Genomic DNA, 24,919 nt, shown 5'->3' with positions numbered 1-24,919 from the left:
GCCCGAACGGGCCGCGCGCGCGGGGTCCCGCTACGGGGCCTCCGCTCCGCGCGGCATCACGATCATGGCGTCATCTCCAGTGCCCCAGAGAGCAGGGCTCGCTGGTCAGCGGCGTGAGATCGGCGAGCGGGGGTTCGCTGGTGAGGGGCCCCGCGTCCGGCAGGGGCGGCTCGCTGGTGAGCGGGGCCTCGGTCTGCACGCCCTCCGCATGGAGATACGGAGCGATGGACGGTTCCGCTTCGGGTCGGGAGGGGGCCGGAAGCGGGAGGGGAGCCGGTGTGGCCACGGAGGCCTCCAAGTCGTCGCACGACGGATGCGGGTGAGGGCAGACGCCTACCCAGCGAGCGCGTTCACAGACGTACGGAACGAGACGACGTACCCCTGCCACCGAGATCCTCGGTACGCCTTCTCCAAGTAGGGCGAATGATCCATTTCACCCTATTCGGCTCACACTTGGGCGACGCGGACGACGAGCCCGGCGCTTCTTCCGGTTGGCGGGCCTATGCCACGGCTACGCCGTCGCGGAGGTAGCGCGGGCGGCCATCCGCCACCGCGTCCAAAGCGGCCGTGAACCGTCGCCGCATACGGTCACCGACCCGGCGCAGCACCTCGTCAGGCGCGACGAAGACAGCCTCGGACAATTCCTCGTCCCGGGGCCGAAGCGCGGCAGCCGCTCTCTCGTCGAGGGTGCCCCCGTCGAAGATGAACGCGAGCTGATCATCCCAAGGGCCGTGTGGGGCTACCCAGTCCACCACCAGGAGACGGCAAACGGCTACCCGGTAGCCGAGTTCTTCGATCAGCTCTCGGGTCACCGCATCGTCCGGAGCCTCGTTCTCCTCAGCCATGCCGCCAGGCAGATCCCAACCGGGTTTGTAGGTGGGGTTCACGAGGAGCACGCGCCCGGTGGCGTCACGCAAGAGGACATCGGCGGCCACACGCTTGCGGGCCTGTTTGGCGTTTCCCTCTGCGAGATAGGCGGTCCATGCTTCGGGGTCAGCAGGAGTCGGTATGGGCCTCATGCGGCGGTACCTCCCGGGGATGGCGGGATGATGCGGCGTCGAGATCACCGCGGCGTACGTGGATGTCTACCAGAGCGATTCGGCTCAAGGCCAACGACCGAGCCCGCCCTGCCTCTCTCAGTGTCGCTGTCTGCTCGGCGTACGTCAGTGCCTCATCCAGTCGGCCGAGGTCGCGCAGGATCAGTGCGGACTCGCTGGCCAGCGCCGCAGCACCGAAGGGTGTTGAAGGCCCTGCAAGTCGGCAAAGTCGCCGAGGAGGCCGGGGAGGCGATGCACGCCGTGCACGGCCTCAAAGGCCTGACGACCTGTGACGACAAGCACGGCTGGGACGAGGGGACGAACGACCTTGTCGGCGCCGTCCTCGCGTCGATGATCGCCCTGCGGTACATCAACGGGGAAAGGGCGCCCAGGGAGTTCGACACGATCATGTACCGACGTACGCGCCGGGGCCGTGAGGCCCTGAAGGCGGCAGGCGAGACCACGAGGTAGTCGTACAGCGGCCAGACGTGGAGCAGTGAGCACGGCTTGCGCCTGCACCGGGCGCAAGCCGTGCTTCCTGCACACGAACTCTGATGACGTGGACGATGGACGGAAGACTGCCCGCATGTGAACCGGCAGTCTCACCCGGACCGATAGACAGAGTTGTGAGACTGTTCCGCCCCGTCGGGGGCCACCGGGAGAAGGACACGGACGCCGCCCTGTTGCGCGCCGTCGCGGACGGGGACGCGGTGGCCATGGCCGCGTTGTACGACCGGCACGCGGGGTGGCTGCACGCGCGGCTCGCGCGGCGCTGTGCCGATCCCGAGGTGGTGCGGGACGTCCTCCAGGACACCTTCGTGACGGTGTGGCGCTCGGCGGCGGCGCACCGCGGTGCGGAGGCCGGGGGCTGGCTGTGGACCATCGCGGCGCGGAGGCTCGTCGACGCGCGCCGCGCGCGGGAGCGGGCCGCCCGGATCGAGACGGCCTCGGTGGACGCCACGCGGGTCGAGCACGATCCCGTGGTGGCCGCGCCGTCCGCGGAGGAACGGGTGCTCGCGGGGCTGGAGTTCGGCGACGTGGGCACCGCCCTCGACCGGATCTCCCCCGAACTGCGCGACGTACTGCGCGCGACCGTCGTCGACGGGCTGACCACCCGGGAGACCGCCCGCCTGCTCGGCATCCCCGAAGGCACGGTCAAGACCCGCGCCCGCCGCGCCCGCGCCGAACTGCGCGCCGCCCTCGCCCAGTTGAGCCCGACCCCGCTGGGAGGCCCGGCATGACCCGCTGGCACGCATCCGACGACCTGGTCACGCGCTACACGGACGGCTCGCTGCCGGAGCCGGACGCGTGGTCGCTGGAGAAGCACCTGGAGAGCTGCGGCAGTTGCGCGGCCCGTGTGTCGCGGGCGGTGCGGGCGACGGCCGCGGGGGCGGTCGTGGCGGACGTACGGACGGCGGTCCTCGGGGCGGCCCCCGCGGCCCCCGCGAGGGCCGCGGCGCCCACGGCATCCCCGGCGCTCACATCCAAGGCGCGACTCGCCCGCCTCCTCTGGGCCGCCGGACCCGCCGTCCGCGGGGCCTGGCCGCCCGCCGTCCTGCTCGTGGCCGTCGGCGCGATCGCGCTCGCGTACGGGGGCGGATTCGCGGGCGCCCGGCCCCTGTTGCTGGCCATCGCGCCCGTCGTACCCGTGGCCGGGGTCGCCCTCTCCTACGGCGCGCACGCCGACCCACTGCACGAGATCGCCGCCGCCACCCCCTCCGGCGGACTGCGGCTGGTCCTGACGCGTACGACCGCCGTACTGGCCGTGAGCCTCCCGCTGTTGACCCTCACCGGGCTGCTGCTGCCCGCCTCGGGTGCGCCGGGTGCCGCTGCCTGGCTGCTGCCGGGGCTCGCGCTGACGCTCGCCTCGCTGGCCCTGGCCTCGTACGTCGGCTGCCGTATCGCGACGGCCGTCATCGGGGGCGGCTGGCTGTGCGCCGTCCTGGCCCCTCCGCTCGCCGACCCCGGTGCGAACCTGACGGCCCGTCTCGCCGCGCAGGTCTCCCGCTGTCTCGACGGCGCCTCGGCCCAGGGCGGTTGGGCGGTCGCGGCCGGGCTCTGCGCCGCCCTGCTGGTCGTCCGCCGCCCCGCCTACGACCGCCTGGAGCAGCGGTGACCCCGATCGAGCACCACCCACGTACGGGAGAAGCAGTGAGCACGATACGAGTGACCGGTCTGCGTGTACGGCATCGCAGGACCCTCGCCCTGGACGGGGTCGACCTCGCCTTCGGGCCGGGTGTGCACGGCCTGCTCGGTCCCAACGGGGCGGGCAAGACCTCCCTGATCCGCGTCCTCGCCACGGTCGCCGAACCGGACGGCGGGCGCGTGGAGATCCTCGGCGAGGACGTCGCCGACCGCGGGCCGCGTGGCAGAGTGCGCCGTCATCTGGGCTATCTGCCGCAGGAGTTCGGCTACTACCCAGGCTTCACGGTGCGCGAGTTCGTCGCCTATGTCGCCTGGCTGAAGGAGATGCCCGCCGCCGGGACCGACGCCGCCGTCGAACGGGCCGTGGCCCGCGTGGGCCTCGCCGACCGTATCGACGCGAAGGTCAGGACGCTGTCGGGCGGCATGGTCCGGCGCGTCGGGATCGCCCAGGCCATCGTCAACGATCCGCGCGTGCTGCTGCTCGACGAGCCGACCGCCGGGCTCGACCCCGAACAGCGCGTGGAGTTCCGTGAGTTGCTGCGGGAGCTGGGCGCCACCACCGCGGTGATCGTCTCCACCCACCTGGTGGAGGACGTGGCCTCCGCCTGCACCGAGGTCACCCTCCTCGAACGGGGCCGGGTCGCCTACCGGGGCACGCCCGCCGCGCTCGCAGCGCTCGGCGCGTCCACGGGCGCGCGCGGGGACAGCCCCCTGGAGCGCGGGTACACGGCGGCGCTGGGCGCCCATCGCGCCCCCGGGGAGGTGACGCGATGACCCTCCTGGCCGAGAAGCGACCGCACCGCCCCGCCCGGCGCCACCCCCTGCGAGCCGAGGCCCTCCACGGCTTCGGCCCGTGGGCCGGGGCCGCCCTCCTGCTCACCTGCTCCGTACTGCTGGCGGGCGCGTCCGCGCGCTGGCAGGGCGGCTGGGCGGAGACCGGCGCGGAGCTGCACGACGTGCTGCTGATCGGCGTGCCCCTCGCGGCGGCCATCGGCTGTCTCCAGGGCGGGCGGGAGCACCGGCGCCATACCGAGGAGCTGTGGCGGACGGCCGTACGCGGCCCGCTCGCGCGGTTCCTGGCCTCCGCCCTGCCCGTCGCGCTCTGGGTGGCCGCCGGGTACGTCCTCGCGGCGGCCGGGGCGCTGCTCGCCACCTGGCCGTACGCGCGCGGCGACCGGCCGCACCTCGCCCTGCTGCCCGCGGACGCGGTGGTGCTGGCGGCGAGCGCGGTGGCCGGGCAGGTGGTGGGACGGCTGACGGCGTGGCGGCCGATGGCTCCGCTGCTGGCGATCGCCGGGTACGTCGCGCTGGGCATTCCGAGGGCGGCGGCCGGTCCGGGTGCCGGGGGTCGGCTCAACCCCGCCTTCCCGGTTCCGGACGCGATGGACCCTGTCTGGTGGCAGCCGGTGGCGATGGCGGTCTGGGGGGCCGGTCTGGCGGCGACCGCGGTCCTGGCGTACGCCGCCCGCCGCCGGTACACGGCCCTGCTGCCGCTGGCGGCGGCGACGATCGCGGGCGCCCTGCTCGTGCACACCGGGGAGGGCCTGTGGCACGAGAACCCGCTCGCCCGCCGCCAGGTGTGCGACACCTCGACCACACCCCAGATCTGTGTGAACGCCCGCTACGGAGAGGTGTTGCCGCAGGTCACCGAGGCTCTCTCGGAAGTCACCGGCCGCCTGGAGGGCGTACGGAACCTGCCGGTCCGCTTCGAGGACCACGCGGGGGCGCCGCACCGCGACGAGGTGGAGCTGCCCATGCTGACACCGCTCGGCTGGTATCTCGTACGGGGTCGGCTCACCGATCCCGAGCAGTACGCGTGGGAGGCCGTGTCCCAATTGGAGGGCCGAGGCGAGTGCGAGCGGGTGGACGCGCGCGTGGCCCGAGCGGACGACGCCGTCCAGTACTACCTGGCGCCCTCACCCTCACAGAAGGACTTCGACGCCCAAGACGCTCAGGGCGACCGGGCCGCCCGCGCCGACCTGAAGGCCAGGCTCGCGGCCCGCGCCCACCTGGCGTCGATGGGTGAGAAGGAGCGCCGCGCCTGGCTGTCGGCGTACTTCGCGTCGACGGGCCGCTGCGACCCGAAGGGGGTGCCGTCCCTGTGACGACCTCCGGACCCCTGCTGTACGCGCGCTCGCGCGCGCTGCCGGTCACCCTCGCCGCGCTCGCCGGGACCACGGCCTTCGCCGTGTGGGCCGCGCGCCTGCTGGACGCCTATCTGGACCCGGACCGCCGGGTGCCGGTCGTGGCCCTGGCCCCGCTCCTGGCCGCCGCCGTGATCGGCGTGAGCCTGCACACGGACTCCGCGGAGCTGGACCGTACGGCCGTACGCCCCTGGTGGCCGCGGCGGCTGACCCATCTGCTGGCCCTCACCGCGCTCGCGTCGGCGCTGCTCCCGGCGGCCGTGCTCGGGGAAGCACACACCTTCGGCCCTCCGGCGATGATCCGCAACACGCTGGGCTGCACGGGGCTCACGGCCGCCGCGGCCGTCCTGCTCGGCGCCCGGTCGAGCTGGCTGCCCGCCTTCGGCTACGTCAGCGCGGTGTATCTGGGCTCCGCCGGGGCGCGGGGCCGGGCGGTCACGGTGTGGGCGTGGCCGATGCAGCCGGGGGCGCAGTCGGGTGCATGGGCGGCGGCCCTCGCCGCGTTCGCGGTGGGCGGCGCCCTGTATGTGGTGCGCGGGGCACGCCCGGACGGGCCCCGCGCCTGAGACACGGGGCCCGCCGGAATACGCGAAAGCCCGGATCGTCAGGCGGAGATGCCGTCGATCCGGGCCAAGGCGTCGTCCGCGCCGTAGGGCCGCAAGTAGGGCAACCAGCGCGGGTCCCGATGGCCGGTGCCGATGATGCGCCAAGCCAGACCCGTGGGTGGGGCGGGGGTGTGACGGAGCCGCCAGCCGATCTCGAAGAGATGCCGGTCCGCCTTGACGTGATTGCAGCGGCGGCAGGACGCCACCACGTTGTCCCAGACGTGCTGACCACCGCGGCTGCGCGGGATGACGTGGTCGACGCTGGTTGCGACGCCACCGCAGTACATGCACCGGCCTCCGTCGCGGGCGAAGAGCGCGCGCCGGGTGAGAGGGACGGGGCCCCGGTAGGGAACCCGTACGAATCGCTTGAGCCGGACCACGCTGGGTGCGGGGACAGTGACGGTCGCGCTGTGCATATAGGCGCCGGACTCCTCGAGGCATACGGCCTTGTTCTCGAGGACGAGGACGAGCGCGCGGCGGAGCGGTACGACGCCGAGTGGCTCGTACGACGCGTTGAGGACCAGGACATGCGGCACGGATGCCTCCTTGTACGCCGGCGACGCGTGGCTCGCGCCGGGACGATCTGGAGTAAGTCTCCCCTCTTGCCTGGTGGTAGCGCCACCATGTCCCGGTAACGGCCTGGGAGTGTTGTGGAGCACACCAGGCACATCCGCCGTCCCGCGTGCCTTGGCTCGGCGGGTGAGCATGGCCTCACCTTCGGGCATCACCCCCCGCTCCCCGGCGATGCACCGTTAGTGTGGTAACCCTGCCCCGTCCGGTGACCTTCCCGTGACCCGCACCGCTCGCACCGGAGGCGCACTTGCACCAGGAGGTACCTTCCGTGTCCCTGCCCGCGCCCTTGGCCGCCGGCGTCGCACCGTCCCCGTCACCCTCGGAGTCGACCACTCCGGTGGTCCCCTCGCTCCAGGACGCGCAGGAGAGCGCGACGAACGCGGCGAGCTGGATCGAGGAGAACTGGTCGACCTGGCTGGCGATAGGCCTCCGGGTCGTCCTGATCCTGGTGATCGCGACGGTGCTCAGAGTGATCGTGCTGCGGGCGCTCACCAAGCTCGTCGACCGGATGAGCCGTACGGCCGAGGCGGTGGACGGCACGGCGCTCGGCGGTCTGCTGGTGAACGCGGAGCGCCGCCGCCAGCGCTCGCAGGCGATCGGCTCGGTGCTGCGCTCGGTGGCGTCGTTCATGATCCTCGGTACGGCGGCGCTGATGGTGCTGTCCGCGTTCCAGATCAACCTGGCGCCGCTGCTGGCGTCCGCCGGTGTGGCCGGTGTGGCGATCGGTTTCGGCGCGCGCAACCTCGTGACGGACTTCCTCTCCGGTGTGTTCATGATCCTCGAGGACCAGTACGGCGTCGGTGACACGATCGACGCGGGGGTGGCCTCCGGCGAGGTGATCGAGGTCGGCCTGCGCGTGACGAAGCTGCGCGGCGACAACGGCGAGATCTGGTACGTCCGCAACGGCGAGGTCAAGCGCATCGGCAACCTCTCGCAGGGCTGGGCGACGGCCGGGGTGGACGTGACCGTCCGCTCGTCCGAGAACCTGGACCAGGTGAAGCAGACCATCGAAGCGGTGGCCGAGCAGATGGCCAAGGACGAGCCGTGGAACGAGCGCCTGTGGGGCCCGATCGAGGTGCTCGGCCTGGACAGCGTGCTGCTGGACTCGATGGTGGTCCGCGTCTCCGCGAAGACGATGCCGGGCAAGGCGACGTCGGTGGAGCGCGAACTGCGCTGGCGGATCAAGCGCGCCTTCGACGAGGCGGGCATCCGCATCGTCGGCGGCCTCGACCCCGCCCCGGAGGAGGACCCCGCCCCGGACCCGACGGCAACGGTCGCGGCCCCGTCGGCCTTCGCTAACGCGGAGTCCGCCCAGACGAAGGCGGCGTCCCCGATACCCCCGTCCCGACCGGCGAGGAAGTAGCGCGTAGCCGAGACGAGAGGCGGCATCCGGGTGCTCCGGGTGCCGCCTCTTCGTGTGTGCGGGGGCGGAACGGTTCTGCACACACGTTCGAGTGAACTGGGCGCCTTGCAGCTCATCAGCGTCGCACATGCTCCCGCCATGGAACCCACTGAGCTGTTGATCGCGTTCGAAGAGGCGGCGTCTCCGACGCCGATTCGTCCGGAGTACATCGAAGGGACGGCCATCGTGCCGCAGCCTCCAAGCGATAACCACTCTGACACTGCTTTCAGGGCCGCTGTCACGTTGCACCTTGCCGGGTTCGAACTGGCAGGTGCGGGAATGGGGTTCCGCGCCGCTCACCAGAACGGCAACACCATGGCCCTGCTCGTCCCCGACTTCTACGTCCTGCGCCGCGAGCCCACCGACCTGGACGAGTCCTACCGCAGGACCCACAAGGGCTGGTACCCCATCGACATGATCGCCCTCGTCGGAGAGGTCACCTCGACCAACCACGAGACCGACACGGGCCCGAAGCTGCGCGCCTACGCCGCCGCCGGTGTGCCCGTCTACGCTCTGATCAACCGCAACGCCGCGACGGCCCACTGCTTCACGGACCCGACCCTCCCCGGCGACGACCCCACCAAGGCGTACTACGGCAACGAGTCCAAGGTGCACCTCGGCGAACCGCTCACCCTGCCGAGCCCCTACCCGGCCCTGAGCACCTCTCCCCACCCCTGACGCACGGTATTGACGCTCTCTCCTCGCGCCCACTACCGTCCCCTCACCAACAGGAAACCTTCCTAACAGCAGGGGTGGGGGCTTCGTACATGGGTGGTTCCGCTGGTGTACCCGGTACCCCGCGCGTGTTGCGTGCCATGAATGATCGGGCCGCTCTTGAGCTGCTGCTGGAGCACGGGCCGCTCAGTCGTACCCGGATCGGCGCGCTGACCGGGCTGTCGAAGCCCACCGCGTCCCAGCTTCTCGCCCGGCTCGAAGCCGCGGGGCTCGTCGTGATGACGGGGACCAGTGAGGGGCGGCCGGGGCCCGGCGCGCAGTTGTACGCGATCAACCCGGGTGTCGCCCATGTCGCCGGGCTCGATGTCACCCCCGAGCGCATCCTCGCCGCCGTCGCCGACCTCACCGGCGCCGTGGTGGGCGCGTACGAGCTGCCCACCCCGGATCGCCGCCCGGCGCGGTCCGTCGTGCAGCAGGTCAGCGACGCGCTCGACGGTGCCGTGCGGGCCGCCCGGCTCGACCGCTCCGCCGTGCGCCGCGTCGTCATCGGCACCCCGGGCGCCTTCGACCCCCGCACCAGTCGGCTGCGCTACGCCTCTCATCTGCGCGGCTGGCACTCCCCCGCACTCCACGACGACCTCGCCGCCGCGCTCGTGACGCCCGTCGAGTACGACAACGACGTCAACCTCGTCGCCCTCGCCGAGCAGCGGCTCGGCGCGGCCCGGGGCCACGACGACTTCGTGCTGCTGTGGAGCGAGGGCGGCCTCGGCGCCGCCCTCGTCCTCGGCGGCCGGCTGCATCGCGGCTGGACCGGCGGCGCGGGCGAGGTCGGCTTCCTGCCCGTGCCCGGCGCGCCCCTGGCCCGCCAGGTGAGCCGGACGGGCCATGGCGGCTACCAGGAACTCGCGGGCTGCCACGTCCTCCCCCGCCTGGCCCGCGACCTCGGCATCGAGGACCTGCCCACCGGCTCCGACGCCGAGGTCACCGCCGCCCTCGTCGCCCGCGGCGCCGACAGCGCCACCGGCCCCCACCGCCGTCTCCTGGAGGCCTACGCGACCCGGCTCGCCACCGGTCTCGCCGCCCTCGCCTCCGTACTGGACCCCGAACTCGTCCTCCTCAGCGGCGCCTGCCTCACCGCCGGAGGCGAGCCGCTGCGCACCCTGCTCCAGGCCGAACTCGCGGACCTGGCCGCCTCCCAGCCACGCCTCGTCCTCGGCGGCGTACGCGAACGACCCGTGCTGCGCGGCGCGTTGGAGAGCGCGCTCGCCACCACCCGCGACGAGGTCTTCGACACCTCGCGCTGAACGGCCGAACCGCCTCGGCGCTCTGAACAGACGAACAGACGACATCCGCCGGGCCCCGCCACAGGTCCGGTGTCCGCTCCGGTCGCCCCACCCGCCCGCCCTTCAGAGGGAGTCCCCAGTCATGCCCGAAGTGTTCCGGAAGACGGCTCGCGCCCTGACCGCCGCGGCCGTCGCCCTCCTCGCCACCGCGTGCACCGGCCACCCCACCTCCGGCGCGCACGACGACCCGTCCGAGGAGACCACCCTCACCTTCTGGCACGCCTGGAGCGCGCCCTCCGAGACGAAGGCCGTGAACTCCCTGATCGCGGGGTTCGAGAAGGCGCACCCGAACATCCATGTCACCGTCGTCGGCGACATGACCGACGACAAGATGAACCAGGCCCTGCGCACCGGCGGCAGCAACGCCCCCGACGTCATCTCCTCCTTCACCACCAACAACGTCGGCCCCTTCTGTGCCTCGGGCGCGCTGGTCGATCTCACCCCCTTCTTCGAGAAGTCGGGCATCGACCCGGCGACCACCTTCCCGAAGGCGATGAACGACTACACCCGGTTCGACGGACGCCGCTGCACGGCACCGCTGCTGGGCGACGCGTACGGGCTCTACTACAACAAGACGGCGTTCGAGAAGGCGGGCATCGCCCGACCGCCCATGACCTGGTCCGAGTTCGAGGCCGACGCGAAGAAGCTCACCGTCCCGGACGGCGACGGCTACCGGCAGCTCGGCTTCATGCCGGACTACCACGGCTGGGAGACGACGGCCGAGCACTACCTCGGGCAGTTCTCCCCGACGTACTTCGACAGCCGCGGCAGATCGACCGTCGCCGAGGATCCGGCCGTCGCCGCCGGATTCACGCTCCAGAAGCGGCTGGTGGACGAACTGGGCGGGTTCCGGAAGCTGGAGAGGTTCCGCGCCGGGCTGGGCGACGAGTGGGGTCCGCGGCACCCGTTCCACACCGGGCAGGTCGCCATGCAACTCGACGGCGAGTGGCGCCTCGGCATGGCCCTCGCCGCCAAGCCGGCGTTCGAGGTCGGAGTGGCTCCGCTGCCCGTGCCCGACGACCGTATCGACCAGTACGGCAAGGGCTACATCACCGGCACCGTCACCGGCATAGCCGCCACCAGCAGCAAGCAGAACGCCGCCTGGGAGCTGGTGAAGTACATGACCACGGACACGGACGCGGTGGTCGGCTTCGCCAACGACATCCACAACGTGCCGTCCACGCTCGCCGCGCTCAAGTCCCCGAAGCTGACCTACGACCGGCGCTTCAAGACGTTCCTCGACATCGCGGCCGACCCGCACTCGACCACGTCCCCCGCCTCCGTCGACGGCGGTCAATACCTCCTGACGCTCCAGCAGTTCGGCTACGACTACGAGAGCGGCCGGGCCAAGGACCTCAAGGCGGGCCTGGCGAGCACGGCCCGGCAGATCGACACGGACATCGCACAGGCGAAGCAGCGGTGACCACGCTCACCCTCGCCGCCAAACGCCGCCGGGCGGCCCTGCGCACCCTCGCCTTCCTCTCGCCTTGGCTGATCGGCTTCGCGGTCTTCTTCGCGTACCCGCTGCTCTCGACGGTCTACTTCTCCTTCCTGCACTACGACGGCTTCCGGCCGCCGACCTGGAGCGGGACGAAGAACTGGACGTACGTGGCCGAGAACTACCCGCTGTTCTGGCCCGCGGTGCGCAACACGCTGTGGCTGGGCCTCGTGACCGTGAGCCTGCGGGTCGTCTTCGGGCTCGGCGTCGGACTGCTGGTCACGAAGATCAAGACGGGCACGGGTGTCTTCCGCACCCTCTTCTATCTCCCCTACCTCGCCCCGCCCGTGGCCGCGACGATGGCCTTCGCCTTCCTCCTCAACCCCGGTACGGGGCCGGTCGATTCACTCCTCGAACGGGCCGGTCTCCCCGCTCCCGGGTGGTTCAGCGACCCCGCCTGGTCCAAGCCCGCCCTCACCCTGCTCGCACTGTGGGGCGTCGGCGACCTGATGGTCCTCTTCATGGCCGCGCTGCTGGACGTACCGCAAGAGCAGTACGAGGCAGCCGAGTTGGACGGCGCGTCGGCGTGGCAGCGCTTCCGCTACGTCACCCTGCCGAACATCGCGCCGATCGTGCTGTTCGCGGTGGTCACCGGGGTGATCCAGACCATGCAGTGCTACACCCAGCCGCTGATCGCGGGGAAGGTCGCCTCGGGGGTCATCCAGGGCGCGGGGACGCGGTTCGAGCCCGGCTACCCCGACCGGTCCACGCTCACGCTGCCCCAACTCGTCTACAACCTGGGCTTCCAGCGCTTCGACTACGGCGCCGCCTGTGTGGTCGCCCTCGTGCTCTTCGCGCTGTCGATGCTGTTCACCGCGGTGCTGATGCGGCGCGGCGGCGGTCTCGACCTGGCGGGTGACCGGCCGTGACCGACGTACTCGACCGGCCGGTGACCCCGAGCGCGCCCGTCGCGCCCGGTGAACGCACCGCCCGCCGCAGGGCCGTTCTGGAGTGGATCGCGGTCCACTCGCTCGGCGTGGCCGCCGCCCTCTTCTTCACGCTGCCCTTCGTGTTCGTGTTCCTGACCTCGCTGATGAGCGACGCCCAGGCGCTCAGCCGCGATCTCGTCCCGCACACCTGGGAGTGGGGCAACTACCGCAAGGTGTTCGACACGCCAGGCTTCCTCACCTGGTGGAAGAACACCCTGGTCTACGCGAGCGCGGGCACCGTCCTGACCGTCGTCTCCTCGGTCCCGGTCGCCTACGCCCTCGCCAAGTTCCGCTTCCGGGGCCGGAGTCTGTGCCTGATGCTGGTCATCTCGATGATGATGCTGCCCCCGCAGGTCGTCATCATCCCGATGTATCTGTTCTGGGCGAAGCAACTGGACCTGTCGGGCACGCTGTGGCCGCTGATCGTCCCGATGGCGTTCGGCGACGCGTTCTCCGTCTTCCTGCTGCGGCAGTTCCTGCTGACCATCCCCGACGAGTACCTGGACGCGGCGCGGGTCGACGGCTGCGGGGAGCTGCGAACGCTCCTCCGGGTCGTCCTGCCGATGGCCCGGCCGGGCATCGCGGCCGTCGCGATCTTCCAGTTCTTCACCGCCTGGAACGACTACTTCGGCCCGCAGATCTACGCGTCGGAGAACCCAGGCGCCTGGACGCTCAGTTACGGCCTGGAGTCGTTCAAGGGCGCGCACCACACCGACTGGAACCTCACCATGGCCGCGACCGTCCTGGTCATGGCCCCCGTGATCCTCGTGTTCTTCTTCGCCCAGAAGGCGTTCGTACGGGGGGTCACTCTCACCGGAGTAAAGGGGTAGCGACTGATGAAACTCACCGTGGTCGGCGGAGGGTCGACCTATACGCCCGAACTCGTCGACGGATTCGCCCGGTTGCGGGACACCCTGCCCGTCGAGGAGCTGGTCCTCGTCGACCCCGCGGCCGAACGGCTTGAGCTGGTGGGCGGGTTGGCGCGGCGCATCTTCGCCAAGCAGGGGCACGGCGGCCGGGTCGTCACCACCTCCGACCTGGACGCGGGCGTGGCGGACGCGGACGCCGTCCTGCTCCAACTGCGCGTCGGCGGGCAGGCCGCGCGCGAGCAGGACGAGACCTGGCCGCTGGAGTGCGGCTGCGTCGGCCAGGAGACGACGGGCGCGGGCGGTCTGGCCAAGGCGCTGCGCACCGTGCCGGTGGTTCTCGACATCGCCGAACGGGTCCGCCGGACCAACCCGAAGGCCTGGATCATCGACTTCACCAACCCGGTCGGGATCGTCACCCGCGCCCTGCTCCAGGAGGGCCACCGCGCCGTCGGCCTGTGCAACGTGGCCATCGGCCTGCAGCGGAAGTTCGCCGCCCGGCTCGGTGTCGCGCCCGCCGAGGTCCATCTCGACCATGTGGGCCTCAACCACCTCACCTGGGAGACAGGTGTGCGTCTGGGCGGCCCCGAGGGCGAGAACGTCCTGCCCGCACTGCTCGCGGAGCACGGCGCCGCGATAGCCGCCGATCTGCGCCTGCCGCCCGCCCTCCTGGACCGGCTGGGCGTGGTCCCCTCCTACTACCTGCGCTACTACTACACCCACGACGAGGTGGTGCGGGAGATGCGCACCAAGCCGTCCCGTGCAGCCGAAGTGGCGGCCATGGAACGGGAGTTGCTGGAGATGTACGGCGACCCGTCGCTGGACGAGAAGCCCGCGCTGCTGGCCAAGCGGGGCGGCGCCTTCTACTCCGAGGCGGCCGTCGACCTCGCCGCCGCGCTGCTGGGCGGCGGGGGCTCCCCGTACCAGGTGGTGAACGCGTACAACCGGGGCACGCTGCCCTTCCTGCCGGACGACGCGGTGATCGAGGTCCAGGCGGCCGTCGGCCCGCAGGGTGCCGCGCCCCTGCCCGTGGCCCCGGTGGACCCGCTGTACGCGGGGCTGATGGCGAGCGTGACCACGTACGAGGACCTCGCTCTCGACGCCGCGCTGCGCGGGGGCCGCGACCGGGTGTTCCGGGCGCTGCTCGCCCACCCCCTCGTCGGGCAGTACGCGTACGCCGACACCCTCACCGACCAGTTGATCGCGCACAACCGGGAGCATCTCGCGTGGGCCTGAGCACGAGCGTCCTCGCCATCGACGCGGGCAACAGCAAGACCGACGTCGCCGTCGTGACCGCCGACGGCGACGTCCTCGCCACCGCACGGGGCGGGGGGTTCCGACCGCCGGTCGTGGGTGTGCGGGCGGCCGTGGACGCCTTGGCCGAGGTGGTCGACGAGGCCTTCGCGAAGGCGTCGGTCACCTCGGTCGGCCATGTCTCGGCCTGTCTCGCCAACGCCGATCTCCCGGTGGAGGAGGAGCAGTTGGGCCAGGCGCTGCACGCGCGCGCGTGGGCCGCGACGGTGGAGGTGCGCAACGACACGTTCGCCGTCCTGCGCGCGGGCGTGGCCGAGCCGCGCGGAGTGGCGGTCGTGTGCGGCGCGGGCATCAACTGCGTCGGGATGCGCCCCGACGGGCGCACCGCCCGCTTCCCCGCGATCGGCAGAATCTCCGGTGACTGGGGCGGCGGTTGGGCGCTCGCGGAGGAGGCGCTGTGGTGGGCGGCGCGCGCGGAGGACGGCCGGGGCGGTCCCACCGCCCTGGCACGCACCCTGCCCGCGCACTTCGGTCTTGACTCCATGTACGCGCTGATCGAGGCGCTCCACCTGGAGCACATCGCGTACGGGCGGCGCCATGAGCTGACCCCGGTGCTGTTCGCGACGGCCCAGGACGGCGACCCGGTCGCCCGCGCGATCGTCGACCGGCTCGCCGAGGAGATCGTCGCCATGGCCACGGTCGCGCTGACCCGTCTCGACCTGCTCGCACAGGAGACCCCCGTCCTGCTCGGCGGCAGCGTCCTGGCCGCCCGCCATCCCCGACTCGACGACCGGATACGGGAGGTGCTGGCGGACCGCGCGCCCAGGGCGCTGCCTCAGGTGGTGGCGGCCCGCCCGGTCCTCGGCGCGGCCCTGCTCGGCCTCGACCACCAGCGGGCGCCGCGGGAAGCGCACGCGCGCGTGCGGGCGTACTACGAGCGCGCGTGATGCGTGCGCGATACGTGCGCTGATACGTGCGCTGATACGTGCGTAACTCCTAGGAGGGAACCGGGGAACCGACATGGAGTGCATGACGTATTCATAAGAGGGAAGGGTGCGACAGGGCGTGCGGAGGTCGGCATCCGTCGGCGCGCGGTGATCCGGTACAAGATCGTGTGAAGGCCGGTGCGGATACCGACGCGGAGGGGAATACTGGCCGCCGTGCACCCGCGCCCGCTCCCCGCACCGGGCGGAGACGACCGACGCATGACCACGGGGGAGGTCACGTGACTCACTGGCAGCAGGGCGGCGCGCCATCGGCGTCGCCCACGATGCCCGCGGTGCCGCCGCAGTCCAGGGGGCCCGTGACGCAGGCGTCCCCGGCGCCGCAGGCACCGCCGCCGCCCGCCGCGCCGCGCCGTACGGCCTTCGCGGAGGGTGTCGACCGGCTGCGGGCCGCCGCCGTCACCGAGCCCGGCCGACTGCGCGCCATCGGCGCCGTACTCGCCCTTCTGGTCCTCGCGTTCGGGGCGGTCACCGCCTGGCAGATGTCCGACCGCTCCAGCGCCGCGGACGACGTACTGCACCGCAGCCAGCCGCTCAGCGCGGGCGCCGCCGACATCTACCGCTCGCTCGCCGACGCCAACACGGCCGCCGCGAGCGGCTTCCTGTCGGGCGGCCAGGAGCCGCCCTCGACCACCCGGCGGTACGAGAAGGACATCGAGAACGCTGCGGCGGGTCTGGTCACGGCGGCGGCCAGCACCGAGCCCGGCTCCCCCTCCGCGAAGACCATCGCCCAGCTCAACAAGCTGCTGCCGGAGTACAAGGGCCTCATCGAGCGGGCGCGCGCCAACAACCGGCAGGGGTATCCGGTGGGCGGCGCGTATCTGCGGGCGGCGAACGAGAAGATGCAGCGGGAGATGCTCCCGGCCGCGCAGGACCTGTACACCAAGGAGAACCAGCGGCTGCGCGCCGACTACGGGGACGCGACGCCGTACCCCTGGTTCGCCCTCGCCCTCGGTGTGGTCGCGCTGGGCGCGCTGGGCTGGGCGCAGCGGCGGCACTACCGGCGCACGAACCGGGTGCTCAACCACGGCCTGGTCGCGGCCACCACCGCCTCGGCGATCGTCCTGCTGTGGCTGGTCGTGGGGCACAGTGTCGCCCGCGCGGGGCTCGACTCCTCCTACGACCACGCGGTCCGCTCGCTGAACGTGCTGCACGACGCGCGCATCGCGTCCCTGAACGCGCGCGGCAACGAGAACCTCACGCTGGTCAGCCGGGGCGCCGAGACCAAGAAGCTGCCCGACGGGTCGACCGTCGACGCCTACGACTACGCGTTCAAGCAGGACATGAAGACGCTGATCACGGGCCTGGCCGAGGCCGAGTCCCTCGCCGACGACCGGGCGGGTGAGCAGCCGGTGAAGGATGCCAGGACGGCCGTGAAGCTGTGGCAGCAGCGCCACCAGGAGGCGCGGACCGCCGACGACGAGGGCGACTACCAGGCGGCGCTGAAGAAGATCATCGGCTCCGAGGACGACCATCCGACGGGCGAGCGCTTCGACGCCGTGGACAGGAGTCTGGCGAAGGCGCTGGCCCACGAGGAGAGCCAGTTCCAGCAGGCGGCGGGCGACGGACGGGACGCGATGACCGGGCTCCCGGTCGGCGCGGCGGTCCTCGCGGTGCTGGGCGCGTCCGGCGCGGTGCTGGGCATCGGGCGCAGGCTGTCGGAGTACCGGTGAGAGGGGGAGCGGCGATGAACACACGGCGTCTGCGGGCGAGTCTGAGGGGCTGGGGCGGTGTCGGGACGATGCTCGCGGCGTGCGCTCTCGCCCTGGCCTTCGTCCTGCTGCTGCCGCCGCTCGGCACGCGCGGGGACGGTGCCCCGCAGACCGGCGGTCCGGGCATCGCCGAGGCGACCCAGGCGACGGCCGACTCCTGCGGCGACCACCCCGAGAAGCTGAGCCCCGCCCCGTCCGGCGACGAGAGCGGTCCCTCGGTCACGGCCATCAAGAAGCGCGGCTATCTCTCGGTGGGCGTCGACCAGAACAGCTACCGCTGGGGCTATCGCGACCCCAACGCCGAGGGCGGTGATCTGGAGGGCTTCGACATCGACCTCGCCCATGAGATCGCGCGGCAGATCCTCGGCGACCCGAAGGCGGTCCGCTTCCACGCCATCCCCACCAACCAGCGCATCCCGGCGATCCAGAGCGGTCAGGTGGACATGGTGGTGCGCACGATGACCATCAACTGCGACCGCCTGAAGGACGTCGCCTTCTCCGACCCGTACTTCACGACCGGTCAGCAGATCCTGGCCCCGAAGACGTCCGACACCCCTGGTGTCACGGGCTACAACGCGTCTCTCGCGGGCAAGAGGATCTGCTCGGCGGCGGGTTCGACCGCCGAGGCCCTGCTGACCGAGGACAAGGCGAGCGGCGGTCGGCTGCCGTCCTCCGCCGACATCTCCACCACCGTCCCCAACCAACTCGACTGCCTGGTCAAGCTCCAGCTCGGCGAGGTGGACGCCATCGTCACCGACGGCGCGCTCGCCGCGAGCCAGGCGGCCCAGGACCCGACCGTCGAACTCAAGGGGAAGCCCTTCACGACCGAGTACTACGGCGTGGCGATGAACAAGCACGCGGAGGATCTGGTACGCCGGGTCAACCAGGTCCTCGTGGACTACCGCAAGAGCAAGGGCAGGATCGGCTGGGAGGCCTCGTACCAGAAGTGGCTGTCCCAGACGCTGGGCACCGACTCGGCGTCGTCCCGACCGCCGTCCTCCTGACGGGGCAACGGCCCGAAGCCACTGGAGAGTTACCCCGGCGCACCGGACACGCGCCCAGGGCACGACGAGAGCGAGAGGTGATCGATGGGCGTCACGGGACCCACCGGGCCGGTACTGGACCGGGACGAGGTGGACCGTGCGCTGGCGCGGCTCGGCGCGGAGCACGAGGCCATAGAGACCTCGCTCCTCGCCCTCCAGGACCACGCGGGCCGCAGACTCCTCGAAGGCGCCGAGCTGACCGGCCTCACCCGGGAGCGCTGGACCTCCGCGGAGGCGTCGATCACCCTGCTGTGGACGTACTTCGACGCCTATACGGCCACGCTGCGCACCGCGCGCGAGATCCGCTCCCGGCGGCGCTGGTCCAGCCGCGAGGACCTGGCCGAGCTGACCGAACTGCTGCGCGGCCCCTGCGTCACCGTGTCGGGCGGTGCCGTGGCGACGGCGAACGCGCCGACGCTCGCGAGCAACGCCAAGCTCAGCGAGCAGTTCACCCTGGCCGAACTCGTCGAGCGCATGAACGAGTTGTACGCGTCCTCGCTCGACATGGTCGTCGCCGCCGACGCGGTGTGGTCGGCGCTGCCCGCGCGAATCGACCTGCTGGCCGCCGAGTTGCAGCGCACGCGCGCCCTCGCGCACTCGGTGGGCGTACGCCCCGGCGAGCATCCGGCGGGCGACGACCTGGAACGGATCACGCGCACGCTGACCGGTCTGCGGGAGCAGGTGGTCAGCGATCCGCTGGCGTACTGGGCGCCCGCGCAAGGGAGTTCGGCACCCGGCGGCGGCCGTCCGGACACGACGGTCTACGACCGCGAGGCGCGCGCCCTGGAGGACGTACGCCGGGAGATCGAGGCCGTCCTGACGGTACGTCAGGATGCCGAGGCGCGACTGGTGCGGCTGCGTGACGTGCTCAGCCGCGCGGACCGCACGCTGGCGGAGGCGCGCAGCGCGCGGGGCGAGGTCCTCGCGAAGATCGCCGCCTCCGAGGTACCCGCGGTCAGCGGCCCGCCGACCGTGCTCCAGGAGCAGTTGGCGACGGCCGCGGAGTACCGCCGACAGGCCCAGTGGCACCGCCTCTCGCCGCTGCTGGAGTCCCTGGAGCAGAAGGCGGAGGACGAACTGCTGCGCGCCCGCGAGTCGTTGACGGCGGTCACCGCGCCGCTCGCGGTCCGCGCCGAGCTGCGCGGCCGACTGGACGCGTACAAGGCGAAGATCGCCCGGCACGGTCTGGCGGAGGACCCGCTGCTGGTCGAGCGGTACGACGTGGCGCGGCGGATGCTGTGGAGCGCGCCCTGCGACCTGAGGGTCGCCGAACAGGCGGTCCTGCGCTATCAGCAGGCAGCCGCCGAGCAGCTCGGGCCGCGGGTGCCCGAGCGGGGCGCACCGGCCGACCGGAGGGGGGAGCGATGAGCCAGGCGGGGAAGAACTGTCAGCGGCCGGGCTGTGAGGGACGTTACGAGGACGTCGGCGGCGGCGAACTGTACTGCGACACCTGCGGTCTGGCGCCGGTCGTCTCCACGACCGGGATGGTCGGCTCGCCGGCCACGGGGATCACCGTGAGCGGCAAGGGTTCGCGCGGTTCGGCGAGCAGCGGCTCGCGGGCCAGCTCCCGGACGTCGTCACGCTCGTCCCGGTCCCGGCGCTCGGTGTCGGGCCGGCTGACCGGCCGGACCACCGGCCGCTCGGTGTCGGTGCGCAGTTCGGGCACGGCGTCCACGGGCTCGGCGCGCAGCCGGCTGGGCCTCGGCCTGGTGCGCGTCCCGGACGTGCCCCGGCCCGACCCGCGCGCGATGGTGCTGGAGAACCCCGAGGTGCCCGAGCGCAAGCGGTTCTGCTCGCGCGCCGACTGCGGGGCCCCGGTGGGGCGTTCGCGCGGCGAGCGCGCGGGGCGCACGGAGGGGTTCTGCACGAAGTGCGGCCACCCGTACTCGTTCATGCCGAAGCTGAACCCCGGGGACGTCGTGCACGGCCAGTACGAGGTCGTGGGCTGCCTCGCGCACGGCGGGCTCGGCTGGATCTACCTGGCCGTGGACCGGGCGGTCGCCGACCGCTGGGTGGTCCTCAAGGGCCTGCTGGACACCGGCGACCAGGACGCGATGGCCGCAGCGATCTCCGAACGGCGCTTCCTCGCCGAGATCGAGCACTCCAACATCGTGCGCATCTACAACTTCGTGGAGCACCTCGACCAGAACACCGGCTCGCTCGACGGCTACATCGTCATGGAGTACATCGGCGGCAAGTCGCTCAAGGAGATCGCCAACTCCCGTCGCACGCCGGACGGGAGGCGCGATCCGCTGCCGGTGGAGCAGGCGTGCGCGTACGGCGTCGAGGCGCTGGAGGCCCTCGGCCATCTGCACAGCCGCAACCTCCTGTACTGCGACTTCAAGGTCGACAACGCGATCCAGACCGAGGACCAGCTCAAGCTGATCGACATGGGCGCGGTGCGCAGGATGGACGACGACGAGTCGGCCATCTACGGCACGGTCGGGTACCAGGCGCCCGAGGTCGCGGAGGCCGGTCCGTCGGTGGCGAGCGACCTCTACACGGTCGCGCGCACCCTCGCCGTGCTCACGTTCGACTTCCAGGGCTATACGAACGTCTTCGTGGACTCCCTGCCCGACCCGGACACCATCGAGGTCTTCCGCCGCTACGAGTCCTTCTACCGGCTGCTGGTCCGCGCCACGGACCCGGACGCGGCCCGCCGGTTCGCCTCCGCGCAGGAGATGGCGGAGCAGTTGACCGGGGTGCTGCGGGAGGTCGTCGCCGTCCAGACGGGCCGCCCGCGCCCCGCGCTGTCGACGCTCTTCGGTCCCGAACTCAAGGTCACGGACACGGAGTTGTTCGTACCGCTGGAGGGGGACGTGTCGCGGCTGGGGGCACGGGTGGTCCCGCAGCGCCGCCGTGCCGCGCTTCCGGCGGCACCGGGTGGCGCGAGTGCGGGGCCAGGTGGTTCGGGTGGTTCTCCTGCGAACGGTCTGGTCAGGCCGCTGGACACCGCTGCCGCCGCGCTCGCCCTGCCAGTCCCCCGTGTCGACCCCGGCGACCCCAACGCGGGCTTCCTCGCCGGTCTCATGGCCTCCGCGCCCGCGGAGCTGATCGCCGCGCTGGGTGCCGCGCCCGCCCCCTCGCTGGAGCTGCGGCTGCGCGAGCTGCGGGCCCGGCTGGACATGGGCGACGCGGCCGGGGCGGGCCGGACCCTCGCCGCCCTGGAGGCGGACCACACCGACGACTGGCGGGTGGTGTGGTACCGCGGCATCACCGCGCTCGTCACGGGCGACCACGCGTCGGCCGCACTCTCCTTCGACGCGATCTACGACGCGTTCCCCGGAGAGCCCGCGCCCAAGCTGGCCCTCGGCCTGTGCGCGGAGGTCCTCGGCCAGCTCGACAACGCGGCCGAGTACTACCGCCTGGTCTGGACGACCGACCCCAGCTATGTCAGCGCGGCGTTCGGCCTGGCCCGGGTGCAACTCGCCGCCGGGGACCGGCAGGGCGCCGTCCGCACCCTGGAGTCGGTGCCGGAGGCGTCCATCCACTACACCGCGGCCCGCGTCGCCGCCGTACGGGCGCGCCTGCGCGAACGTACGGGTCAGGATCACGAACAGGGCCAGAGCCACGGCCAGGGCCAGGACCCGGCCTTCCTGGACGACCTCGTCGCCGCCGCGGGACAGGTCCAGGCGCTGGAGGCGTACGGCCTGGACGCCGTGCGCCGCGAGCAGTTGTCCACAGAGGTCCTCGGCTGCGCGCTGGACTGGATACTCTCCGGAAACCGGAGTGCCGTGCCGCCCACGCCGGGCGGACCGGTGCTGCTCGGCAGCGAACTGGACGAACGCGGCCTTCGCTTCGGCCTGGAGCGCTCCTATCGGACGCTGGCCAGGCTCGCGCAGGGCGGCGAGGAGAGGATCGACCTGGTGGAACGTGCCAACCGTTACCGCCCCCGAACGTGGGTGTGATCGATGTCGCAGATGTCCCAGCGGACGGCCCTTTCGAGGTGCCCCAGTTGCGAGGAGCCCGTCGAGTCGGGTGACCGCTTCTGCGGCGCCTGTGGGTACGACCTGTCGGCGGTGCCCGCCCCGCCGCAATGCGCCCCGGCGTCGGCCGTGAACGGCTCCTCGGGGCACCTCCCCGAGCAGGCGGCCTCGATGGACCGGCCCGCCGCCGCCCCGCCGTCGAGCGGCCCCAAGGAGTCCGAGGACTACCACCTGGCCTCCCCCGAACCCCCGGCGCCCGCCGCCGTGGGCGCGGACGCGCCCGTCGACCCGCGCACGCTCGTACCGCCGACGCCCGCCGCCGGTTCGAAGACGTGCGTGGCCTGCCGCGCGGGCACGGTGGACGACGACGGCTACTGCGAGAACTGCGGCCACGCCCAGCCCCGCGAACGCGACCACATGGAAGAGGAGTTGACGGCGGTCGCCGCGGTCAGCGACCGAGGCCTGCGCCACCATCGCAACGAGGACGCGTTCACGGTCTCCGAGGCCCGGCTGCCCGACGGCTCGCCCGCCGTCGTCGCGATCGTCTGCGACGGCGTCTCCTCGGCGACGCGGCCCGACGACGCCTCCCTCGCCGCGTCCCGCGCGGCGGGCCGCACGCTGCGGGAGGCCCTGCCGACGGGCATCCACCCCCAACAAGCCATGCACGAGGCGATCGTGGCCGCCGCGCAGGCCGTCAACGCGCTGGCCGCCGAGCCGGACACGGCCCAGGAGCACGCCCCGCATCAGAACTCGCCCGCCTGCACCCTCGTCGGCGCCGTCGTCACCGACCGGCTGCTGATCATCGGCTGGGTCGGCGACAGCCGCGCCTACTGGGTGCCGGTGGACCGCGCCGCGCCCCCGGCCCGGCTCACCGAGGACGACTCATGGGCCGCGCAGATGGTCGCCGCGGGCCTGATGACCGAGGCCGAGGCCTACGCCGACGAGCGCGCCCACGCGATCACGGGCTGGCTCGGCGCGGACGCCTACGAACTGGAGCCGCACACGGCCTCGTTCAAACCGGACGGGCCGGGTGTGGTGGTGGTGTGCACCGACGGGCTGTGGAACTACGCGGAAGCCGCCGAGGAGATGGCCGAGGTCCTGCCGCTCGACGCCGACCGGCGCCCCCTGCACAGCGCCCAGGTCCTGGTGGGCCACGCGCTGGACGGCGGGGGCCACGACAACGTAACAGTGGCGGTCCTTCCGTTCCCGGCGCCGCCGCCGGGGGCAGGATCCGCCTGAGGAGCGTCCCTGGACGGTCCGGCGGCCGACGGGGGTCGGGCCCCGGACCGCGGGGGACCGGCCCGCAACCAGTCGTCACCCCCGCAGCGCCGGGGTCCGAGGGGGATCACAGAAGCCATGGCCAATTTCTCGAAGTCCGACGTGCCGCAGTTCTCGGTCGACGTCTACCAGAACGAGTACCTGCCGGAGGGCGGCAGCGAGGTCAACGCCATCGTGACGGTGACGGCGACCGGCGGCGGCACGATCGGCAGCGCGATCACGGCACCCCACCTCTACTCACCGGGGCAGGGCCCGGCCGCCGCCGTGGCGATCATGGTCGACTGCTCCGGGTCGATGGACTACCCGCCGGTCAAGATGCGCAACGCTCGCGACGCGACGGCCGCCGCCATCGACACCCTGCGCGACGGTGTGCACTTCGCGGTGGTCGGCGGCACGCATGTGGCCACGGAGGTCTACCCGGGCGGCGGCCGGCTCGCCGTCGCCGACGCGACCACCCGCGGGCATGCCAAGACGGCGCTGCGCAAGCTCAGCGCGGGCGGCGGCACGGCGATCGGCACCTGGCTGCGGCTGGCCGACCGGCTGCTGTCCTCGGTGGACGTCCCCATCCGGCACGGCATCCTGCTCACCGACGGCCGCAACGAACACGAGTCGCCCGAGGATCTGAAGGCCGCACTGGACGCCTGCGCCGGCCGGTTCACCTGTGACGCGCGGGGCGTGGGCACCGACTGGGAGGTCAAGGAGGTCACGGCCATCGCCTCCGCGCTGCTCGGCACCGCCGACATCGTCGCCGACCCGGCCGCCCTGGCCGCCGACTTCACGCAGATGATGGAGACGGCCATGGGCAAGGAGGTCGCGGACGTCGCGCTGCGGCTGTGGACGCCCGTCGGGACGGAGATCAAGTTCGTCAAGCAAGTGGCGCCCACGGTCGAGGAGTTGACCGGCCGCCGGGTCGACGCGAGCCCGCGCGCCGGGGACTACCCGACCGGCTCCTGGGGCGACGAGTCCCGCGACTACCACGTGTGCGTCCAGGTCCCCCCGGCCGGCATAGGCCAGGAGATGCTCGCGGCCCGTGTCTCGCTGGTGATCCCGCAGGGCGGGGACGGCGGCGCCCACAGCCTCGGCGCCCCCGGACTCGTACGGGCGGTGTGGACGGACGACATGTCGGCGTCCACGTCGCTCAACCCCCAGGTCGCCCACTACACAGGCCAGGCCGAACTGGCACAAGTCATCCAACAGGGGCTGGACCTGCGCAAAGCGGGTGACTTCGACGGCGCAACGGCCAAGCTGGGACGGGCCGTTCAGCTCGCCGACGCTTCGGGGAACGCGGATACTGCGAAACTGCTTGCGAAGGTGGTGGACGTGGTCGATGTCGCGACAGGTACTGTGCGACTGAAAGCGAAGGTCGCGGAGGCCGACGAGATGACTCTCGAGACCCGGTCCACCAAGACTGTTCGCGTGAAGAAGTGACGTAGCAAGACCCGAGAGCGACGAGCCCGGCCCTCAGGGGCCGGAGAACCACGCCGG

The 24,919-nt window shown here is 72.3% G+C and carries 23 protein-coding genes; 20 read left to right on the top strand and 3 right to left on the bottom strand.

Annotated features, from left to right (window positions below; translation table 11 throughout):
- Positions 1 to 70 precede the first annotated feature (70 nt).
- Together NGF19_RS01270 and NGF19_RS01265 are read right to left on the bottom strand one after the other, a co-directional pair.
- Entirely contained in the window at positions 71 to 286 is a 216-nt protein-coding gene (locus NGF19_RS01270) for a hypothetical protein (RefSeq protein ID WP_252421507.1), read from the bottom strand.
- Positions 287 to 500: 214 nt separating this feature from the next.
- Positions 501 to 1,019: an NUDIX domain-containing protein gene (locus NGF19_RS01265; RefSeq protein WP_252421506.1), complete on the bottom strand. Its 519-nt coding sequence runs from the start codon at positions 1,017 to 1,019 to the stop codon at positions 501 to 503.
- Positions 1,020 to 1,241: 222 nt separating this feature from the next.
- On the opposite strand from NGF19_RS01265, the gene NGF19_RS01260 reads away from it, so the two are divergent.
- The 6 genes from NGF19_RS01260 to NGF19_RS01235 all read left to right on the top strand — a co-directional run bounded on the left by NGF19_RS01260 (position 1,242) and on the right by NGF19_RS01235 (position 5,892).
- Positions 1,242 to 1,508 carry a nucleoside triphosphate pyrophosphohydrolase family protein gene (locus tag NGF19_RS01260; protein ID WP_252421505.1) on the top strand — a complete coding sequence of 89 codons (267 nt, stop codon included), beginning with the start codon at positions 1,242 to 1,244 and terminating at the stop codon, positions 1,506 to 1,508.
- 155 nt (positions 1,509 to 1,663) lie between these two features.
- Positions 1,664 to 2,278, top strand: a complete 615-nt coding sequence (locus NGF19_RS01255) for an RNA polymerase sigma factor (protein ID WP_252421503.1) — start codon at positions 1,664 to 1,666, stop codon at positions 2,276 to 2,278.
- Positions 2,275 to 3,153, top strand: coding sequence for a zf-HC2 domain-containing protein (locus tag NGF19_RS01250; protein WP_252421502.1), 879 nt, complete (start codon positions 2,275 to 2,277; stop codon positions 3,151 to 3,153). Before NGF19_RS01255 ends, NGF19_RS01250 begins: the two co-directional genes overlap by 4 nt.
- Positions 3,154 to 3,188: 35 nt before the next feature.
- Complete coding sequence (locus NGF19_RS01245) at positions 3,189 to 3,956, top strand: ABC transporter ATP-binding protein (RefSeq protein WP_252421501.1); 768 nt, start codon at positions 3,189 to 3,191, stop codon at positions 3,954 to 3,956.
- On the top strand, positions 3,953 to 5,287 hold the full coding sequence (locus NGF19_RS01240) for a hypothetical protein (RefSeq protein WP_252421500.1): 1,335 nt from the start codon (positions 3,953 to 3,955) through the stop codon (positions 5,285 to 5,287). Before NGF19_RS01245 ends, NGF19_RS01240 begins: the two co-directional genes overlap by 4 nt.
- On the top strand, positions 5,284 to 5,892 hold the full coding sequence (locus NGF19_RS01235; protein WP_252421499.1) for a hypothetical protein: 609 nt from the start codon (positions 5,284 to 5,286) through the stop codon (positions 5,890 to 5,892). Before NGF19_RS01240 ends, NGF19_RS01235 begins: the two co-directional genes overlap by 4 nt.
- Before the next feature lie 38 nt (positions 5,893 to 5,930).
- Here the strand turns inward: NGF19_RS01235 and NGF19_RS01230 are convergent, their stop codons facing one another.
- A complete protein-coding gene (locus NGF19_RS01230; RefSeq protein WP_252421498.1) occupies positions 5,931 to 6,467 on the bottom strand; it encodes an HNH endonuclease in 537 nt (178 codons plus the stop codon).
- 305 nt (positions 6,468 to 6,772) lie between these two features.
- On the opposite strand from NGF19_RS01230, the gene NGF19_RS01225 reads away from it, so the two are divergent.
- From NGF19_RS01225 to NGF19_RS01160, 14 genes are all read left to right on the top strand, one after another.
- Positions 6,773 to 7,867: a mechanosensitive ion channel family protein gene (locus NGF19_RS01225; RefSeq protein WP_252421497.1), complete on the top strand. Its 1,095-nt coding sequence runs from the start codon at positions 6,773 to 6,775 to the stop codon at positions 7,865 to 7,867.
- Positions 7,868 to 8,005: 138 nt separating this feature from the next.
- Positions 8,006 to 8,584, top strand: a complete 579-nt coding sequence (locus NGF19_RS01220) for a Uma2 family endonuclease (RefSeq protein WP_252421496.1) — start codon at positions 8,006 to 8,008, stop codon at positions 8,582 to 8,584.
- A gap of 89 nt (positions 8,585 to 8,673) precedes the next feature.
- Positions 8,674 to 9,885: an ROK family transcriptional regulator gene (locus tag NGF19_RS01215; protein WP_252421495.1), complete on the top strand. Its 1,212-nt coding sequence runs from the start codon at positions 8,674 to 8,676 to the stop codon at positions 9,883 to 9,885.
- A gap of 121 nt (positions 9,886 to 10,006) precedes the next feature.
- Positions 10,007 to 11,347, top strand: coding sequence for an ABC transporter substrate-binding protein (locus NGF19_RS01210; protein ID WP_252421494.1), 1,341 nt, complete (start codon positions 10,007 to 10,009; stop codon positions 11,345 to 11,347).
- On the top strand, positions 11,344 to 12,291 hold the full coding sequence (locus tag NGF19_RS01205; RefSeq protein ID WP_252421492.1) for a carbohydrate ABC transporter permease: 948 nt from the start codon (positions 11,344 to 11,346) through the stop codon (positions 12,289 to 12,291). The genes NGF19_RS01210 and NGF19_RS01205 overlap by 4 nt, the downstream gene beginning before the upstream one ends.
- Entirely contained in the window at positions 12,288 to 13,181 is an 894-nt protein-coding gene (locus NGF19_RS01200) for a carbohydrate ABC transporter permease (RefSeq protein WP_252421490.1), read from the top strand. Before NGF19_RS01205 ends, NGF19_RS01200 begins: the two co-directional genes overlap by 4 nt.
- Positions 13,182 to 13,187: 6 nt before the next feature.
- Complete coding sequence (locus tag NGF19_RS01195) at positions 13,188 to 14,453, top strand: 6-phospho-beta-glucosidase (RefSeq protein ID WP_252421489.1); 1,266 nt, start codon at positions 13,188 to 13,190, stop codon at positions 14,451 to 14,453.
- Complete coding sequence (locus NGF19_RS01190; RefSeq protein WP_252421488.1) at positions 14,444 to 15,418, top strand: N-acetylglucosamine kinase; 975 nt, start codon at positions 14,444 to 14,446, stop codon at positions 15,416 to 15,418. The genes NGF19_RS01195 and NGF19_RS01190 overlap by 10 nt, the downstream gene beginning before the upstream one ends.
- A 323-nt stretch (positions 15,419 to 15,741) precedes the next feature.
- Positions 15,742 to 17,148 carry a GlnX family signal transduction membrane protein gene (locus NGF19_RS01185; RefSeq protein ID WP_252421734.1) on the top strand — a complete coding sequence of 469 codons (1,407 nt, stop codon included), beginning with the start codon at positions 15,742 to 15,744 and terminating at the stop codon, positions 17,146 to 17,148.
- Between the two features lie 14 nt (positions 17,149 to 17,162).
- Entirely contained in the window at positions 17,163 to 18,191 is a 1,029-nt protein-coding gene (locus tag NGF19_RS01180; protein WP_252421487.1) for a glutamate ABC transporter substrate-binding protein, read from the top strand.
- An 84-nt stretch (positions 18,192 to 18,275) separates the two neighbouring features.
- A complete protein-coding gene (locus tag NGF19_RS01175) occupies positions 18,276 to 19,598 on the top strand; it encodes a coiled-coil domain-containing protein (RefSeq protein ID WP_252421486.1) in 1,323 nt (440 codons plus the stop codon).
- Positions 19,595 to 22,138, top strand: a complete 2,544-nt coding sequence (locus NGF19_RS01170; RefSeq protein ID WP_252421485.1) for a serine/threonine-protein kinase — start codon at positions 19,595 to 19,597, stop codon at positions 22,136 to 22,138. The genes NGF19_RS01175 and NGF19_RS01170 overlap by 4 nt, the downstream gene beginning before the upstream one ends.
- A gap of 3 nt (positions 22,139 to 22,141) precedes the next feature.
- Positions 22,142 to 23,395 carry a PP2C family protein-serine/threonine phosphatase gene (locus NGF19_RS01165; RefSeq protein ID WP_252421484.1) on the top strand — a complete coding sequence of 418 codons (1,254 nt, stop codon included), beginning with the start codon at positions 22,142 to 22,144 and terminating at the stop codon, positions 23,393 to 23,395.
- 117 nt (positions 23,396 to 23,512) lie between these two features.
- Complete coding sequence (locus NGF19_RS01160; protein WP_252421483.1) at positions 23,513 to 24,862, top strand: VWA domain-containing protein; 1,350 nt, start codon at positions 23,513 to 23,515, stop codon at positions 24,860 to 24,862.
- Positions 24,863 to 24,919 lie beyond the last annotated feature (57 nt).

It is taken from the genome of Streptomyces macrolidinus (assembly GCF_023887685.1).
GTDB classification, from domain to species: Bacteria; Actinomycetota; Actinomycetes; order Streptomycetales; family Streptomycetaceae; genus Streptomyces; species Streptomyces macrolidinus.
The sequence above is the reverse complement of the archived record's forward strand: the minus strand, read 5'-3'. Positions and strand labels throughout refer to the sequence as shown.